At 40.2% G+C, this 16,641-nt stretch carries 15 protein-coding genes; 2 read left to right on the top strand and 13 right to left on the bottom strand.

Features of this window, described 5'->3' with window-relative positions; genetic code table 11:
• Window positions 1-43 precede the first annotated feature (43 nt).
• Window positions 44-751 (bottom strand): DUF421 domain-containing protein, encoded by a 708-nt coding sequence (locus IW16_RS12745; protein ID WP_034744807.1) that lies wholly within the window; start codon window positions 749-751, stop codon window positions 44-46.
• A gap of 84 nt (window positions 752-835) precedes the next feature.
• Window positions 836-1,372, bottom strand: coding sequence for a GNAT family N-acetyltransferase (locus tag IW16_RS12740; RefSeq protein WP_034744802.1), 537 nt, complete (start codon window positions 1,370-1,372; stop codon window positions 836-838).
• Between the two features lie 79 nt (window positions 1,373-1,451).
• Between IW16_RS12740 and IW16_RS27075 the strand changes: the two genes are divergently transcribed.
• Complete coding sequence (locus IW16_RS27075; RefSeq protein WP_084694549.1) at window positions 1,452-1,628, top strand: hypothetical protein; 177 nt, start codon at window positions 1,452-1,454, stop codon at window positions 1,626-1,628.
• Here IW16_RS27075 and bioA read toward each other — a convergent pair.
• The 5 genes from bioA to IW16_RS12715 all read right to left on the bottom strand — a co-directional run bounded on the left by bioA (window position 1,546) and on the right by IW16_RS12715 (window position 6,376).
• On the bottom strand, window positions 1,546-2,856 hold the full coding sequence (bioA, locus tag IW16_RS12735; RefSeq protein WP_051890192.1) for an adenosylmethionine--8-amino-7-oxononanoate transaminase: 1,311 nt from the start codon (window positions 2,854-2,856) through the stop codon (window positions 1,546-1,548). The genes IW16_RS27075 and bioA overlap by 83 nt on opposite strands.
• A 129-nt stretch (window positions 2,857-2,985) precedes the next feature.
• The gene (gene bioB / locus IW16_RS12730; protein ID WP_034744798.1) at window positions 2,986-3,972 is read right to left on the bottom strand and encodes a biotin synthase BioB; all 987 of its coding nucleotides are present in this window, start codon (window positions 3,970-3,972) and stop codon (window positions 2,986-2,988) included.
• Window positions 3,973-3,974: 2 nt separating this feature from the next.
• The gene (gene bioD, locus IW16_RS12725; protein WP_034745303.1) at window positions 3,975-4,589 is read right to left on the bottom strand and encodes a dethiobiotin synthase; all 615 of its coding nucleotides are present in this window, start codon (window positions 4,587-4,589) and stop codon (window positions 3,975-3,977) included.
• A gap of 70 nt (window positions 4,590-4,659) precedes the next feature.
• On the bottom strand, window positions 4,660-5,760 hold the full coding sequence (locus IW16_RS12720; RefSeq protein ID WP_034744795.1) for an aminotransferase class I/II-fold pyridoxal phosphate-dependent enzyme: 1,101 nt from the start codon (window positions 5,758-5,760) through the stop codon (window positions 4,660-4,662).
• Window positions 5,753-6,376 carry a hypothetical protein gene (locus IW16_RS12715; RefSeq protein ID WP_034744791.1) on the bottom strand — a complete coding sequence of 208 codons (624 nt, stop codon included), beginning with the start codon at window positions 6,374-6,376 and terminating at the stop codon, window positions 5,753-5,755. Before IW16_RS12715 ends, IW16_RS12720 begins: the two co-directional genes overlap by 8 nt.
• Before the next feature lie 179 nt (window positions 6,377-6,555).
• Between IW16_RS12715 and IW16_RS12710 the strand changes: the two genes are divergently transcribed.
• Complete coding sequence (locus IW16_RS12710; protein WP_034744787.1) at window positions 6,556-8,043, top strand: aminotransferase-like domain-containing protein; 1,488 nt, start codon at window positions 6,556-6,558, stop codon at window positions 8,041-8,043.
• Window positions 8,044-8,147: 104 nt separating this feature from the next.
• On the opposite strand, the gene IW16_RS12705 is transcribed toward IW16_RS12710, so the two are convergent.
• Genes IW16_RS12705 through IW16_RS12680 form a run of 6 tightly spaced genes read right to left on the bottom strand, consistent with a single transcriptional unit; the run spans window position 8,148 to window position 16,637 of the window.
• Entirely contained in the window at window positions 8,148-9,332 is a 1,185-nt protein-coding gene (locus IW16_RS12705; RefSeq protein ID WP_034744785.1) for a PepSY-associated TM helix domain-containing protein, read from the bottom strand.
• A gap of 1 nt (window position 9,333) precedes the next feature.
• Window positions 9,334-11,796 carry a TonB-dependent receptor gene (locus IW16_RS12700; RefSeq protein ID WP_083536174.1) on the bottom strand — a complete coding sequence of 821 codons (2,463 nt, stop codon included), beginning with the start codon at window positions 11,794-11,796 and terminating at the stop codon, window positions 9,334-9,336.
• Window positions 11,783-13,171 (bottom strand): AMP-binding protein, encoded by a 1,389-nt coding sequence (locus IW16_RS12695; RefSeq protein ID WP_034744780.1) that lies wholly within the window; start codon window positions 13,169-13,171, stop codon window positions 11,783-11,785. The genes IW16_RS12700 and IW16_RS12695 overlap by 14 nt, the downstream gene beginning before the upstream one ends.
• Before the next feature lie 4 nt (window positions 13,172-13,175).
• Window positions 13,176-13,421 (bottom strand): acyl carrier protein, encoded by a 246-nt coding sequence (locus IW16_RS12690; RefSeq protein ID WP_034744777.1) that lies wholly within the window; start codon window positions 13,419-13,421, stop codon window positions 13,176-13,178.
• Between the two features lies 1 nt (window position 13,422).
• Entirely contained in the window at window positions 13,423-14,826 is a 1,404-nt protein-coding gene (locus tag IW16_RS12685) for an MATE family efflux transporter (RefSeq protein WP_034744774.1), read from the bottom strand.
• Window positions 14,823-16,637: an IucA/IucC family protein gene (locus IW16_RS12680; RefSeq protein WP_034745299.1), complete on the bottom strand. Its 1,815-nt coding sequence runs from the start codon at window positions 16,635-16,637 to the stop codon at window positions 14,823-14,825. The genes IW16_RS12685 and IW16_RS12680 overlap by 4 nt, the downstream gene beginning before the upstream one ends.
• Window positions 16,638-16,641: the final 4 nt, after the last annotated feature.

Genomic DNA, 16,641 nt, shown 5'->3' with positions numbered 1-16,641 from the left:
GCTGACACCATCAATCATTACGGATTGCTGATCATTTATTAGATTAAGTCACTCGTCTTTTGTCGCTGGCTTCCACCCATTCATCTTTTTGGCACTTAGCGCAGTTTCCGGCATTTCCTGCCGTTTTAAATTCTGTATGTCCACAGAATGTACATGAATAATGACCTTCTTTAGTGGTGATTTTCAAGGGATATTCCAATGAATCAGGCATAATCGGAAGTCCGTATTTCACTGCTTGATCCTCATGAAAAAATATACTGATCTCTCCGGAACTCTCTACAATGGCTGTTTCGATCTGTCCCAACTGGGAAACTCCTTTTAATCTGAGCTCAGCAAAGAACTCATCGCTTCCAAGGTTTTCCTTTTTAAAATTATCAATAGCAAATTCCCCATCGCGGATCAGGCAGGCCGAAGTACCTTCCACCAGCTTTTCAAAACTTTTGCTCTTGGCGATAAAAATTGTGATAATGGTGTACAAAAGAATAATAACGATAAAGACCAGGATTGAAGAGACAATTCCTACATCTTTGTTGAACATAGGATCTCCCGCTGCAGAACCCAAGCCTATAATAACGACCAGCTCAAAAATAGACAACTGCTTGACTCCTCTTTTGCCTAAAACCCTTAGTCCAACAATGATAGCCAAAAACATTATGGCAGTCCGGAGTATGATCTCTAAAAGAAAAGACCATTCTTCATGTCCCATCAATAATTCTTTCCAGTTAAGTTCCAAGAGAAATAGGGTAAGCATAGAAATTAATTTAGGAGGTTCATCCAAAAAATGAGCCACAAAGCATTTGATGAAGGTGGTTTCGGGATCCTTAGCTAGATTTTATTATTCCATCCATTCTTCGGCCAGCAAAGCATAAATAACATCATCAACCCATACTCCATTGAGATATAAACTTTTAACAAAATGCCCTTCTTTTCTGAAACCGATCCGCTCCATCAGTTGCTGTGAACTGATATTGCCGGGATCGACTGATGTGGTGATTCTGTGTTTTTTCAGGTCTTTAAACATGAGGTTGATCAATCCTTTAAGCGTTTCAGAAGCATACCCTTTATGATGGTTTTCTTTACTCAGGGTAATTCCAAACTCCACCTGCTGATGGTCACTGCCGATAAAATGAACGCCTGCATCACCGATAATATCCCTGGTATTTTTATCTGTAATCAAAAGCTGATACCATGTTTCAGGCTGATTAAATTCCTTTTTGGAATTTCTGAGAATAAATGCTTCCACTTCCTCAATTTCCGTAGGGATCCAGCTTTGAAACTGATTGGTTTCAGCATCTGAACGGTATCCGAAAATAGCTTCTTTATCATCCATCGTGAGATCTCTGAGGATCAGTCTTTCTGTTTCAAGAGTCATTTTTATTTTTTTTGACTGGCTAAATTATATAAAAAAGCAGAGGGTTTCAAAGAAAGTTCTTTCTGAGCAGCTGAAACAGATGGAGGAAAATCATATCATTCAACAGATTGAAGTCTATAATTTCCCTCCTTATGTCTATGATAAGCTTGCCGATAAAGCCCGGACATCAGAACCTATGTCCGATCAGCTGCATGAATGGGGAATGATCTTTGACTCTCAAAAGTTTCCAGCACTTCCAGAATATTCTGATAAATAAAATTCAGTTCTTCTGTAGTAATGCAGTATGGCGGGACCAGATACATCACATTTCCGAGAGGCCGCATAATGATCCCGCGTTGCAGAAATTCATCATAAAGTACCTTCCCAATATGATTGAAATAAGAAGTATTCTGATCTGTTTTGTACTCAAAAGCCAGAATGGTTCCGGTCTGACGTACATTTTCTACATCCGGATGCTTTGAAAGAATACCCGCAAACTCCGAATGCTCCCTGCTGATTCGTTTAATTGCGGCTAATGTTTCTTCTTTTAGTAAAAGTTCCATGCTCGCCAATGCAGCAGTACAGGCTAAAGGATTTGCAGTAAAGGAATGTCCGTGAAACAGCGTTTTATACTTGTCATCAGATAAAAATGCATTAAAGATTTGCTCTGAGCACGTTGTTATTCCCATAGGCATCGTTCCGCCTGTCAGTCCTTTTGAAAAGCACATAATGTCCGGTATTTCCGTAAGATGATTGGCGGCAAAAAGTTTCCCGGTTCTTCCGAAACCTGTAAATACTTCGTCCTGGATCATCAGAATCTCTCTGCTTCTGCAGAATTTCATCAGTTCATCAAGGTATTCAGCTTCATACATCAGCATTCCTGCAGCACCCTGTACCAAAGGTTCATAAATAAAACATGCCGTCTCTTCTGCCAAGTCTCCAACCTGTAATTTTAAACTTTCGATATTTTCTGCATTAGGGGTATCTATAAAAACCACTTCAAACAGCATGCTTCCGAATGGTTTTGTCCAGACACTTCTGCCACTCACGGACATGGCTCCGAACGTATCACCATGATATGCATTTTTAAAAGCTAAAATTTTCGTTTTTTCTTTCCCTGTATTGTAGGCATACTGGATACACATTTTCAGTGCTGCTTCAACTGCCGTCGAACCATTATCGGTATAAAACACTTTTTTCTGATTCTCCGGAAGCAGTTTTAAAAGATTCTCTGATAACCGTACAGCCGGCTCATGGGTAAAGCCCGCAAAAATAACCTGTTCCAATGTATTCAGCTGCTGAAAAACACATTCTGCAATATAGGGATGGGCATGACCGTGTAAAGTCACCCACCATGATGAAACAGCATCAATATATTTTTTTCCGTCATCATCATATAGATAAACGCCTTTTCCTTTTACAATAGGCACGGCATCTCTGGCCGTTTTCATCTGCGTATAAGGATGCCAGTTGACGGCTTTATCTCTTTCTTTTAAATTGTTCATAATTTTATTTTTAGAAGTTAGAAATTAGAGGTTAGAATCTAAATGCTGGAGGTTGGAATATGGAAACATCTCTGCTTATTGCCATACACCGCAACCATTAACAATCAAGTTCATACCCAGAATCCTCAACTAGCAGCACGTACTTTCTTTCATCTTCATCGGCTTCAGCCCCAGTTTTTCCAGCATCTGCATATCTTCAGAAACGCCTGGATTAGGGGTAACCAAAAGAGTTTCTCTTTCTCCTGTAAAAATAGAATTGGCTCCGGCCATAAAACACCATGCCTGTTCTGTTTCATTCATTTCTATACGTCCGGCACTTAATCTCACCATTGAAGAAGGCATAACAATTCTTGCGGTTGCAATCATTCTGACCATTTCCCAGCTGTCTACCTTTTCGTTATCTTCAAGTGGAGTTCCTGCTACCCTTGCTAACGCATTGATTGGTACAGACTCCGGATGTTTCGGCATCGTTGCTAACGTTAAAAGCATTGAAATCCTATCCCTGTGCGTTTCTCCAAGCCCGATAATTCCTCCTGAACATACTGTTATTCCAGCATTTCTGACGTTATTGATGGTGTTGATTCTGTTGTCGAAAGTTCTGGTCGAAATAATTTCTTCATAATACTGCTCAGAAGTATCCAGATTGTGGTTGTACGCATACAAACCTGCTTCCTGAAGGCGGATGGCCTGTTCTTCCGTGAGCATTCCCAAAGTACAGCATACTTCAAGCCCTAGTTCATTCACTCCTTTTACCATATCGATTACCCTGTCGAAATCACGGTTGTTGCGGACTTCACGCCATGCTGCAGCCATACAGAAACGGGATGATCCGCTGTCTTTTGCTTTTTGAGCATGGGCAATTACCGTTTCCGTTGGAAGTAATGCCTGTACTTTAATATTGGTGTGGTAACGGGCTGCCTGACCACAGTAAGAACAGTCCTCGGGACAACCTCCTGTTTTAATGGATAATAATGTAGAAATCTGTACTTCAGACGGATCATGCCATTCACGGTGTACCGTTGATGCTTTATAAATAAGTTCCAGAAGTGGCTGATGATAAATTTCTTCTATTTCTTCTTTGGTCCAGTTGTTTCTTACGGTTGTTTTTTTGTCCATTATCATAAATTTGTTTTTGTTAATTGTTCTGCAGCAGCTTTAATGCTGGCTTTTGTGGGCTGATCTATTTCAGGAATGTGGATGATCCTGGTTTCTTTTTTAATAAAGCTTGAAATCACCCTTTCAGTATCAGGGGGAAAAGCCCCGTTGAAAATCAGATATTCAAGTTTAAGTTTTCTCTGTTTTAAAGCCATGATGGAAAGTAAGGTGTGGTTAATGCATCCCAGGTAATTTCTGACAACTAAGGCTACCGGAAGATCAAATTTTTCTATCAGATCGATCATGAAAATGTCATCCGAAAGAGGAACCATAAGCCCTCCAGCCCCTTCTACGATCAGATTGTTATCCGTTTCAGGAAGTTGAAAATCATCAAGGCTGATGGTAATATTTTCTTCCTTTGCTGACTGATGTGGTGACGCAGCCAGCTGAAGACGGTGCGTTTCCGGAAGGCAAATTGTATTTTCTGTCCAGGATTCTATTTTATGACTGTCTGTATCATCAAGATCCCCCGACTGTACGGGTTTCCAGTAATCTGCTTTAAAATATTGGGTTAAAATAGCCGAGCATACCGTTTTTCCGATTTCGGTACCTATGCCGGTGATGAATAGTTTGTTCATGAGGGTTACCGGTTTTTGAGGTGCGGGTTCGTTGGGTGATTGGGGTTTGACAGGCAGGTGTTTTTTTTGATTAAATACATGTTTTAATAGTTTCTGTGAGTTCAATAATTTCCTGTTTCGTATTAAAACTGTGAAGGCATATTCTGAGTCTTTCAGTCCCTGTTTTTACTGTAGGACTGTAAACTGCGTACGTTAAAAAACCTTTATCAGATAAAGTTTTCTGAAGATTTTTTAACGGTTGGTTGTCCGGAACCAGTACAGCCTGTATGGGACTTAACTCTGAAGATGTACTTTTAATATTTTGAGTTCTGAAAATTTCAATATTCTGATGAAGCTTTTCTGACAGTTCCGGCCTTTGTTTTAAAAATTCATAGCCTGTTTTAACAGCCATCCATAAAAAATCCTGTGCTGCAGTTGTATAAATAAATGGAGATGCAAAATTTACCAAATAGGATTTTATCGTCTCACCACACAGGATCGCTGCACCATGAGCTCCTAAAGCTTTCCCATAGGTCATGACGACGGCAAAAACATCGTTTTGCAACTGAAACTTTTCGATTAAACCATATCCGAAAACCCCTAAAGCATGAGCTTCATCTACAATCAGCGCAGCATTATATTTTTTCGCCAAAACTGCAGTTTCCTGCAAGGGAGCTAGATCTCCATCCATCGAATACAGGCTTTCTATCGCGATATAACAGGGTCCTGTTTGCTTTTTCAGTATACTTTCCAAATCCTCCAGATCATTATGTCTGAATTTTAATTTTTTAGCATACGACATCCGGCATGCATCATGAACGGAACGGTGAATCTGTTCATCAACGATAATTGTATCATGGCGGTCCGGCAGAGCCGAAAATAAAGCCAGATTTGCATTATAGCCAGAAGAGAAAAGCAGAGCGGCCGGATATTGATGCTGTTCAGCGATATAGTGTTCCGTTTCGTTTACAGTATTACTGTTTCCGCTGATCAGTCTTGAGCCGGAACTCCCTGAGAGAAGCTTTGGATTTTCCTGAACTTGCTGAAGCAATTGTCCCTGAATTTCTTTATTTCCTGCCAAACCAAGATAATCATTGGAGTAAAAATCAATACCTGCAGCCTGTGGTTTTAGAGTCCTTAATATTCCGGATTCTTTTCTTTTGTCAAGAGTTTCCTGAAATTTTTTAAGCATAATCCAACTGAGATACTTCTTCTGCTATAGCCGCAATCCATTGATCATGCAGTTCTTTTTCTATGGTCAGAACATGGTCTGCATGCTGTTTCCAGTCTGCAGAAAACTCATCCAGCTGATTGATCATTTCTTCAAGATGCCCCTCTTCTTCCAGAATAATAGATTTGACCATAATTTTTGAAGACTCTCTGGTCAGAATATCCTGATAAACGGGGTACAATTCATCTGCACGCACTTCTATTGCATAGGTTACAAAAAGATAGGCCGCATATTTCAGTTCTTCATGATTCAGCTTAAATACATTTTGCAGATACCTGCAGGCTTTGATATCTAAAGAATGAAGATACTGTCTGGTGGCTACGGGAGCCAAAAGTTCATTAGGCTCATAGTTTTTGCATAATTCAGGATCTATTTTTCCGATCTGTTTTTTTAAATAGTAGGCGTGACGGTGTTCTTCAGCAGCGTGTTTAAGCTGGATCAAAGTCACTGAAACGGGATGCTCGCACTTAGAAATTTTTCGTGCCCCTGCATTTTCCATGAATGAAAGCGTATTCAGCCATTTGGCATGGGTGACGCCATCCTGTACAATTTTTTCAAGCAGTTGATGAAATTCCATATATTTTTTGTTTTTATTTCAGGGTTGATGGCCAGATATGGGATGTGAGTTTTCGAGTTAACACTAAAAATTTAGCCCCTAAACTGTAAACTCAAACCTCGTATCCCAAGACTTCTTATTTTATTCTGAGTCAAAATTAGTATATTGCCGGACCATTAAAAGGTGCCAGTTTTAATATTATGGATAGTCCGGTTAAAATTCCTTACGAAAGTTTTATAGAAATTGACAGAAATTCAGAAACTTCCATCTTTATGCAGATCGCCAATCAGTTGATCAATGCCATTCAAAGAGGTTTTCTCCCTTACGGAACAAAGCTTCCCGGCACCAGAGCATTCAGTGACATTCTGGATATACACCGGAACACAGCTGTCGCCGTTTATGATGAATTATCTGCGCAGGGATGGGTAGAAAGCCTTCCTAACAAAGGAACTTTCATCATTGGTGAAAATCAGGAAAAACCCGTGAGGGTTAAAGACTTTGAAAAAAACAGCCTTCAGAACTACCCTGAAGCTACAGGTTTCTCATTTAAAACCTCTAATATTTTAGACAATCCTTTTGAGCATTCAGACTGTGAATATGTATTTAATGACGGGGTTCCGGATATCAGACTGACTCAGATCGGGCAGCATTCAAGGTTTTACAGTTCTATTCTTAAACGGAAATCCAACCAGAAAATGCTGGGACACTACAATCACGACGGAAGTGAATTTTTTAAAGAACATCTGTCGCATTATCTTAATCTGTCCCGGGGATTGCCTATTTCCAAAAATAATCTTCTTATCACCCGAAGTACAGAAATGAGTATCTATATTGTTTCTGAAATTTTACTTTCTGCAGGAGATACTGTATTGGTTGGAGCTTTAAGTTATTTTTCCGTGAATATGATCTTCCAGAAATCAGGAGTTCACATTGTATCACTCCCCATAGATGAAGAAGGAATTATTGTGGAACATGTGAGAGAAGCCTGTAAAAAAAGACAGATCCGGATGCTTTATCTTACCCCGCACCACCACTATCCTACTACGGTTGCTCTTAGTGCGCAGCGCAGACTTGAGCTGCTGGACCTTGCTCATGAATATGGATTTATCATTCTTGAGGATGACTACGATTATGAATTTCACTATGATAAAAGTCCGATTCTTCCTTTGGCCAGTGCTGATACAAAAGGAATGGTAATTTACATCGGGTCTTTTGGAAAATCGCTGGCACCGGGATTCAGGACCGGCTTTATTGTAGCCCCTGAAAATCTGATGTCGGAAATGAGGAAATATCTTGGAATTATAGACCGGCAGGGCGATATCCTGATGGAAAGAGCTTTAGGAGAAATGATTGAGGAAGGAGAAATACACCGATACCTGAAAAAATCTTTAAAGGTTTATCAGGAAAGGCGCAACTATTTCGCCGAACTTCTTACAGAAAACTTAGATGAATTTATACAGTTTCAGAAACCTTCAGGCGGTCTTGCTTTCTGGCTGGAATGGAAGGTGCCCGTCAATTTGATGCAGCTCAGCCGGAACTGCGCCCGGAACAATCTGTTTATTCCAAAAACATTGCTTTATCAGACCAAAGATCTTACCGCCATGAGATTGGGTTTTGGAAATCTGAATTTCGAGGAAATGGAAAAAAGTATTGAAATTCTTTCTGATAACGCAAAAAGATTGTTATAGAACATCTCTGCAGATTAAACGGATTAAGCAGATGATTCTCAACAGTATACTTAAAATAAAAAAAGTGTAACAGTTGCGTTACACTTATCTAAATTTTTGTTTTTTTAATTTGGGTGAGCTGCTATCTTCACTTTCTTTTTCTTTGGCTTCTTCTTTTTTCTGTTAACATAAATAATGAAACCCGTGATAGGAAGTGAAGCTGCAATGATACCAGCAAAGAGATATAGAATCCGACCTGTCATTCCAAAGATGCTTCCCGTATGAAGGTCATAATTTCTTTCCCTTAAAGCGGTTCCGTAACCGATATTTTTGTCTTTGTAGGATTGATATTTTAGTATTTTTCCTGAATACTGATCAAAATTAAACTGCTCATTCTGGTATTGCTTATTCCCGAAATTTACCTCAGCATAATAAGTCCCTTCTTCTGTTTTCGGAAAGCTGATGAGCGCTGATTCTTTGTCAGCAAGGCTCTTTTCTACTCTGTCGCCTACAAGATTCAGAATATTTTTTGAATCTGAAGACTCTTCGGAAGGAATAGTACTTTTTGCCTTCTGCTCAGTTTTTGCTTTTCCATTCAGTGTTTTTTTGACCCACTGATCTACATCTTCAAAATTCCATATCAATGCTGCATATGAAATGAGGCATAAAGGAATGACTGCATAAAACCCCAGGACATTGTGCATATCATAATTGACCCTTTTCCATTTGGCAGATGTTTTAATGAAGAACATCCCTTTCAGGGCATTCTTGTTCATTTTGCGTGGAAACCAGATCACCAATCCTGAAAATAACATAATTGCTAATATCAGCGTAGAATATCCGGTAATGGTCTTCCCAATTTTTTCACCCAGCAAAAGCCTGCGGTGAAGATCCATCACGATCTCAAAAAAATCATTTTTGGCATTTTCAACCTCAAGAACTTTTCCGGTGTAAGGATCCACATACACTCTGTAATAATGAATGTAAGAACCCCAATACGTCAAAGCCTCCTTATCCATTTTCAGGGACCGGAATGCATAGCTTCTGGATGGATCTGAGGATATTTCTACCCTGCTTACCTTTAAACTGTCCGGAAGCGCCTGCTCTGCTTTCAGCTTGAGTTCGGAAAACTGCAGTTTTTCCTTTTTTACGGTTTTGACAAAATATTTTTCAGGGTGTATGGCATGTTTCAATTCTTTTTCAAAAGCGAGAATACATCCTGTCACGGCCATTATGACAACTATAAGCCCGGACGTTAGTCCGAGCCATAGATGTAATTGATATGCTATCTTTCTTAGTGTTTTATTCATATTAAAACTTAAGAGTAACCTCCGCCACAAAGTTACGAGGCATTTGGGCAACTATAACACCCTGCCCTGCGAAATACTGCGCATTTCCTAAATTATTCATTTTAAATCCTAATCTGTATCTTTCCTTTTCAAGAGATACGGAAGCATTCACTAAAGTATAGGCAGGAAATATAAACTGTCCGGTAGCTGAGTTGTCTACAGTAATCTGCTCACCTACACGGTTCACTCCAAAACCTAATCCCAGACCCGAAAGTCCTTTGATCGGCAATATATAGCTTACCCATGAATTGAATACATTAGCCGGACCTGAAGACGAAGGACGACGGCCATCTACATTGGCAGCAGCTTTTACAAACTTACTGTCGTTGTAAGAATATCCTGCCATAATGTTCAGACCCTGAATAGGGTTCAGTATGGTTTCAATTTCTATCCCTTTACTTCTCTGCTCTCCGTCCTGGATCGTCACATTATAGGGTGTCCCGTCACGATTCACGATATCTGCTCTTAACATATTGTCAACCAGGATATCATAATATCCTACTGTAAAATTCACTCTGTTTCTCCAAAGATTTCCTTTGAATCCCACTTCCCACTGATTAGACCTCTGCGGTTTAAAATCTCCACTGTAATCTGCAAGCGGCTGTGCAACCGGAACCACATTACTGAAGCCATTCATATAGTTGGCATATGCTGACAAATGTTCTTTGAGGATCTGATAGGATAAACCAAATTTCGGAGACAGTGCATTCTGATTGAATTTTCCTGTATTGGCATTGGTATTTAGATCAACCTGCCCATTGCTTTCATAATGATCAAAACGTAAACTTAGTAAAGCAACCAAACGGTCTGTAACATACACCGCATCAGAAATATAAGCTCCATATATATTGCTTGATGCTGTATTTCTTACGAAGGGATTTTTATTCGCTTTGATCGCAAGTTCAGTAACCTCCTGTATTCTCTTAAGTGCCAGATCTTTGGATATGACTCCATACATCCCTGTCACTTCCCCTCCAATGGGTGCTGTAATATTTGTACCATCAATCTTGTCAAATGCCACAATTGGAGAAAGGTTATTATTCAAAGATTGGTTTAAATAATCTAAACCGATAAGAAGTTTATTTTTGATTTTTCCAATTTTAAATTCCCCATTAAAGTTTTGCTGAAAACTGGTAGAGGCTCCCTCGCCATTCTGCCACTGTACATTACGCTCTAAAATGTTATCCAGTTTTCCTCTCATGAACTGATACTGGTACAATCCTTCTGTTTTCCTGTAATTTCTCGAGATCAAAGTCTGAGAACTCCACTGATCTGAAATTTTGTAATTAACCTCAGCTTTTACGTTGATAGAAGGTGCCTTTAAGCTCATATCATTATTGGAATAAGACCTTTTCCAGTCATATCCAAGTTCATCCGGAGTTCTTGCGATAAACGCTCTGTTTCTTGGTAAAAATATGATGGGCGTGTTCGTTCCTTCATAGGTGTAAATCTGGGCTCCCAAATTAAACTTTAACCGGTCATTCACCTGGTAGCTGAATGTAGGTGCTACAAACATAGATTTTCTGAATTCAGAATCTCTGAATCCGTTCTGGTACTGGTATGCTGCATTCAAACGGAATAAAGTCTTCCTTGAATCCGTAATTGGACCATATACATCAGCCGTCACACGGTTCAGGTTATAACTTCCCAAAAGATAAGAAGCTTCTCCGCCGAAATAATCTTTAGGCTTTTTCGTCACCACATTAATTAATCCCCCAAAAGAATTAACCGCACCCCCATACAAAGTTCCGGAAGGTCCTTTGATCACATCGATACGCTCAATATCAGCCGGATCAATTTCCGAGTTGGTGGTTGCAGGAACACCATCTACCATAGAAACTCTGGTAGGAAAACCTCTCAAATTGTAGTAGAAACTTCCGTCTCCCGCTCTACCTGCACTTCCCTGCATTTTCACAATACCCGGTACGTTTTTTAAGGCGTCAGACATATCATAAACCAACTGTTCTTTCAGAATCTGCTGGTTGATGCTTGTATACATTTGAGGATTTTCAATGTTTCTCAAAGGCATTTTAGAAATTGAAGTACTGTCTCTATCCAGAAATTTGTTTCTGCTTACAGCATATACTGTAATTCCTTCAATGACATTATTTTCTGTTTCAGGATAAATCACCGGAATTTCAAAGACATCTTTTTCAATACGGATATGCTCACGCATTAATTCAATATCATTTAAAACCACCTGAAGCGTATATTCTCCAGACGGCACATTATCAAAATAATATTCTCCTAAACTGTTGGTCTTAGCCTGATACGGCGTATTAACTAATCTTAAAAGCGCATTCTTCACGGGCACTTTTTCAGACAGCATGATCTTTCCGTTGACGCGTTCATTCTGCTGGGCAGAAACAATGAGTGGAAGACCGACAAGAAATAAAAGTAATATAGGGGTTTTAAATATTTTCATGCTGTAAGTTTTGTAACAGTGGATAGTTGATTTTGCCGTTTTGTGATAATGGAAATGATTCTATGTGTTCGGTGCGTACGTACTGCGGATTGATACGCAGCTTATTTTTAATGGTTTCCTTAATGATCTGGGGATCTATTTCGATGTTGTCATACAGGACAATAATCTTTTTGTCATTGCCGTTAAGACAAACCAATGTATTGCCTTCCAGTTCATTTTTAAGAATAAACTCTACCTCATCCAGATTGAGACGGATTCCGAAAAGTTTCATGATCCTCTTGATTCTTCCTGTGATATAATACAGTCCGTTCTGCCCTCTTCTGCCCGTATCTCCTGTATGAAGAAGCTTAGGCTGTTCGTAAGTGGAAAGGTCTTCAAGCCTGTTGGCATAGCCGCCGCTGATGCTTGAATGTAAAAAGAGCAGTTCATCCGTTTCAGGATGGATCTGGAAGCTTCCTCCATGTACAGGTGTTCCTATAGAGGTTTCTTCTTCAAGAAGTCCGTCTGTCGTAAGATAAGCCATTCTTCCGCCTGCCTCGGTCTGTCCGTATTGGGCAAAAAACTGTTTTTCGAACTCAAGGCAGTAATTGAAGATGGTTTTCCTCAATTCAGCATTGATCACTCCTCCTGTGTGGGTCATGTATCTCAGACTGCTGCTGTCTTTTCTGAAGAATCCGATTCTGTTAAGATTTTCGTACAGATAAGGAACGCCTCCCAGTGTGCTGTACGCGTACTCCTCCATTTCGTCCCAGAATGCTTTCTGCATGATATCTTTATCCGTACAGACTATTCTTCCCGCACGCATACAGTTGGTGGTAAAAATAGAAAAACCGTACACGAAATTAACCGGTACGTTGAGAGGTACTACGTCTGTTTTCAGTATGGGCATGTACTGAAGGATGCTCACAGCATTCTGATAAAGGTTTTCATCTGAAAGTTTTACCAGTTTTGGAACTCCGGTGGTTCCGGAAGTACTTAACAGGATTTTGATTTCAGGATGAATGACCACCTCCGGCTGATAATCTTCTTTAGCAAAGATTTTCACGGTTTCTGAAAACTCCTTTAACGAATATCCCTGAACCTCATCACGGGAGGGATCAAAGATATATTTGGGACGGTATTCCGCTTCCAGACGTTCTTTAAACTCAGGATGCAGTTTCTGTCCCAAAACAGCAATGGCATGTGCTGTTCCATAAAAGTTGAGGAGCACCTCAATGCTGGGCAGCTGATTGTCATTGTACAAAAAGATCAACCCTTTTTCCACCGGATTGAGGCCTAAAGACCGGTACAGCGTTCCAATCGGTGTGGTGGCACCGCTGGAAGCATCTGTAAACACCAGGTTTTTGTTGGCAATTACATTTTCTAAAATTTTCATATACTTAGTTTTCTACGACTACGTCGTATTTTTTCATTTTTTCGCGGATCTTTCCGACGGTTCCCATTTCAAGGATGTCGTTAAATTCAAACTTGACACGGTAAAACTGCTCCAGGGCTTCTACAATCAGAAGATGCGACATAGAGTCCCATTCAGGGATTTCCTGATACGTTAGGTTTTCGTCTACCATTTCTTTTTTTACAGCGATTGCTGATGCGATAATTTCATAAAATTCGTCTGTTGTGTGCATTTTAAATTTTTATAGTTTTCCATTTACCATTTTTGAAGATCATTAAGAACAACACAGCCAATACAATTTCCGAGGAAACGATAGCCGTAAATATTCCTTTCAGTTCCCATTGAAGCCTTACCCCAAGCAGGTAGGCTAAAGGAAGCTGAATCACATAGAACATGATCATGTACAGCAGGGTTACCTGCATAATATTACCAGCCGCATTGAGGGCACGGCTGATTACCATTGTAAAGCCTAATAAGAGATAAGCCATAGATACCACATGAATGTACTGAACGGCATAGCGTGCTACCTCAGCTTCTTTCGTGAAGAAGGTCACCACATATTCTGCAGCGAACTGCCAGAATATAGCGACGGCTATCAGATAAGTCATATTAATTCCTCCGGCTCTCCATACCGTTTTTTCTGCGCGGTCCGGGTTTCCGGCTCCCAGATTCTGTCCTGTAAGAACTCCCGCAGCATTGCCAATTCCCCAGGCAGGCATTGTTGCAACAGAGGCAATCCTCTGGGCAATAATATATCCTGCAAGAGCAGTCGTGCCGAAGGTTGCAATAATTTTAACCATGATCAGCCAGCTTGAAGCAGGAATGATATACTGAACCAGCCCGCCAAAAGTAATTTTCAGTATCTTCTTAATTAGAGGCAGGTCAAGATGAAATTTCACCAGGATATTGACGCTGGTTTTGCGTGTAAGAAGAATATAGAACTGATATAAAACCGCCAGTAACCGGGATAATACCGTCGCATAAGCCAATCCCATTAATCCGTAAGCAGGAATAAAACCAAGTCCGAAAACAAGAATTACGGCAAAGACCATACTGGAAATATGACACAGCCAAAGTGACTTCATCGCCAGATCCGCATCCCCTGCTCCCCTGAAGAGACCATTGATGGAAAGACGCAGAATCACCAGACCGATACTCAGAAAGACCAGTTTGGAAAACGGAAGCCCGTTAACTACAATATCTGTATTAAACCCCAGAAAACTGATGATTTCTCCAGCGAAAACAAATGACAGACCGCCGATCAGTAATGCAAAAGCAGCTGCCAGCAATATGATATAATGCGCGGTCCGGCTCATACCTTCCTGATCTTTTTCTCCGGCTCTCCTGGCTGTAAGTGTTGCAGCAGCGATTCCCAATCCGATAGCAATCGCATTGGCAAAATTGATATAGTTATCTGCAATTCCCACAAGGCCAAGCACCTTATCTCCTAATCTTGCAATGATTAAAAGATTGATACTCACAAAAACAGATTCCATCACCAACTCCATCACCATGGGAATGGCAAGACTGAAGATAGAACGGTTGATGCTCCCTGAGGTAAGTTCTACTTTTTTTCCCGCTAAAGCTCCGTACGCAAATACAGAGCCTTCTTTTACAAGATGCAGAAACTTTCTCATACAGCCGCTACAGAGTTTTTATTGGCAATCTGATAAAGAGGATTAGGCAGAGCGCCATCTTTCCTTGGAATAGCAAATGCTTTATTTTCACTGTATCCGTTGTTTTTCAAACGCAGACTGTTGATGTAAAATCTTTTGAATGCAGGAACATACAGATCATACTTTTCATAGCGTTCATTCAGATGAGGATTATGATTTTTGTAATTCTCTATACATTCATGAACAAGAGTCCAGAAGGTTTCCTCCGGAAAATCGGAATGCGTATGCAGAACATTGGATAAATATCTGAAGAACGCATCAAAAACCCCCAAAAGAATAGACAGCGGAACGTTTTCCTTGTTGGAAGACTGGATCAGTCCGTCTGCCAGATGATCTGGAAGTTTCTCCCTTGCTTCTGCAGTCAGCACAATATCATCTACAAAATCTTTGATGACAATTCTCTGCGGCACTCCATTTTTCAGGACTACCATAATGTTTTCTCCGTGAGGCGTTACGCATAGAGAATGAGTATAATAAATGTGAAGGAGCGGTGTAAGGTAGGCATCCAGATAATCTGTGATCCATTGTTGGATGGTAATTCCTGCTTTTTCTGCAAAAGCCTGTACCAAAGGAATTCCATTTTGGTCTACAAAAAGAAGTGAAGCCATGGTAAACATTTCTTCGTCTTCCTGTAAATAACCGGAAGCACTCTCACGCCATAAAGCTCCCAGAAATTCATTATACTGATAAGGAACCCCTGCAATCGCACTGTATTGAGGATGCAGATAAGCAATAGAAGCTTCTTCTCCTAAAAATATCGTTCCTTTTGTCTCCAGATAAGCATCACCTTTGATCAGACCTTTTACCCAGTCTGTAATAGAAGGAGCAATTTTCATTTGCTTAGGCGACAGTCCTCTGATATTTCCTGTACTTAAAATAGAAACTGCGGTTTTCAGGTATCTTTTTTCAGGATGATTGATGTTATACAAAGTTCTGATGCTTTGTTGCGGGCTGTAGACATCATTTCCTTCACCTAACAATATCAGGATATCAGATGCAATATCTCCTGCAAAATGAATTTTCAGTTTATGCTCCCACTGCCATGGATGTACCGGAATGAAATTATAATCTTCAACAGACTTCCCGGTACCGATCAGTTTTTGCTGAAACTCCTGATACAATTCGTCTCCAATTTCAGAGCGGTAAAATTCTTCCTGATCAATATGCTCCAGCGACTGGAAGGCTGATCTGTCCTTATGGGCAGCCAGCCACAAAACTTTTAAACTCTCTCCAGCTTCCGGAGCAAATGTTTCAAGGTCTGTTGGAGAAAATCCCAATCTGCTTTTGTTAACGATCACCCAGGGATGTCCCGTCATCTGATGTTCTACGGTTTGATAATTGCTTGAAGCAAGATCTTTCGAAGACATTACGCCTCTGGATAAGATCAGCGCATCACAATATAAAGTATGCAGCAATTCTTCGGTATATCTCGCCAGCGTGTTGGCATCCAGATCGAACACGGCCTGCATTTCAAGGAAGAACTGTGGAATATGCAGCGCTGAGGTTGGTACGCCATTCTCTATTTTCACAATACTGTCTGTATTAATATGCCAGTAATCCATCATCCTTTCCTGTCCGCAGAAAATATATTCTATATTTTCGATTCCCGTCTCCAGTTTGAAAACAGTAAATCCTGCTTCATCCTGAGTAACGGAAACGGGTTTCAGCCGTTCTTCATGCATTAACTCCGCAATCGTTTTGGCCATAAGATCTCTGTTGGCCTGCAGCCAGATTTCCTGACTGATTGTATTATTATTTAAATTGGTGTTCATTTTT

Source organism: Chryseobacterium vrystaatense (assembly GCF_000737765.1).
GTDB lineage: Bacteria > Bacteroidota > Bacteroidia > Flavobacteriales > Weeksellaceae > Chryseobacterium > Chryseobacterium vrystaatense.
Note: the sequence above shows the minus strand (reverse complement) of the source record. Positions and strands in the feature narration are given on the sequence as shown.

Coding starts and splice junctions, on each gene's coding strand:
- IW16_RS12745 (WP_034744807.1), bottom strand. CDS start 751: ATGCTTACCCTATTTCTCTTGGAACTTAACTGGAAAGAATTATTGATG.
- IW16_RS12740 (WP_034744802.1), bottom strand. CDS start 1,372: ATGACTCTTGAAACAGAAAGACTGATCCTCAGAGATCTCACGATGGAT.
- IW16_RS27075 (WP_084694549.1), top strand. CDS start 1,452: ATGGAGGAAAATCATATCATTCAACAGATTGAAGTCTATAATTTCCCT.
- bioA (WP_051890192.1), bottom strand. CDS start 2,856: ATGAACAATTTAAAAGAAAGAGATAAAGCCGTCAACTGGCATCCTTAT.
- bioB (WP_034744798.1), bottom strand. CDS start 3,972: ATGGACAAAAAAACAACCGTAAGAAACAACTGGACCAAAGAAGAAATA.
- bioD (WP_034745303.1), bottom strand. CDS start 4,589: ATGAACAAACTATTCATCACCGGCATAGGTACCGAAATCGGAAAAACG.
- IW16_RS12720 (WP_034744795.1), bottom strand. CDS start 5,760: ATGCTTAAAAAATTTCAGGAAACTCTTGACAAAAGAAAAGAATCCGGA.
- IW16_RS12715 (WP_034744791.1), bottom strand. CDS start 6,376: ATGGAATTTCATCAACTGCTTGAAAAAATTGTACAGGATGGCGTCACC.
- IW16_RS12710 (WP_034744787.1), top strand. CDS start 6,556: ATGGATAGTCCGGTTAAAATTCCTTACGAAAGTTTTATAGAAATTGAC.
- IW16_RS12705 (WP_034744785.1), bottom strand. CDS start 9,332: ATGAATAAAACACTAAGAAAGATAGCATATCAATTACATCTATGGCTC.
- IW16_RS12700 (WP_083536174.1), bottom strand. CDS start 11,796: ATGAAAATATTTAAAACCCCTATATTACTTTTATTTCTTGTCGGTCTT.
- IW16_RS12695 (WP_034744780.1), bottom strand. CDS start 13,171: ATGAAAATTTTAGAAAATGTAATTGCCAACAAAAACCTGGTGTTTACA.
- IW16_RS12690 (WP_034744777.1), bottom strand. CDS start 13,421: ATGCACACAACAGACGAATTTTATGAAATTATCGCATCAGCAATCGCT.
- IW16_RS12685 (WP_034744774.1), bottom strand. CDS start 14,826: ATGAGAAAGTTTCTGCATCTTGTAAAAGAAGGCTCTGTATTTGCGTAC.
- IW16_RS12680 (WP_034745299.1), bottom strand. CDS start 16,637: ATGAACACCAATTTAAATAATAATACAATCAGTCAGGAAATCTGGCTG.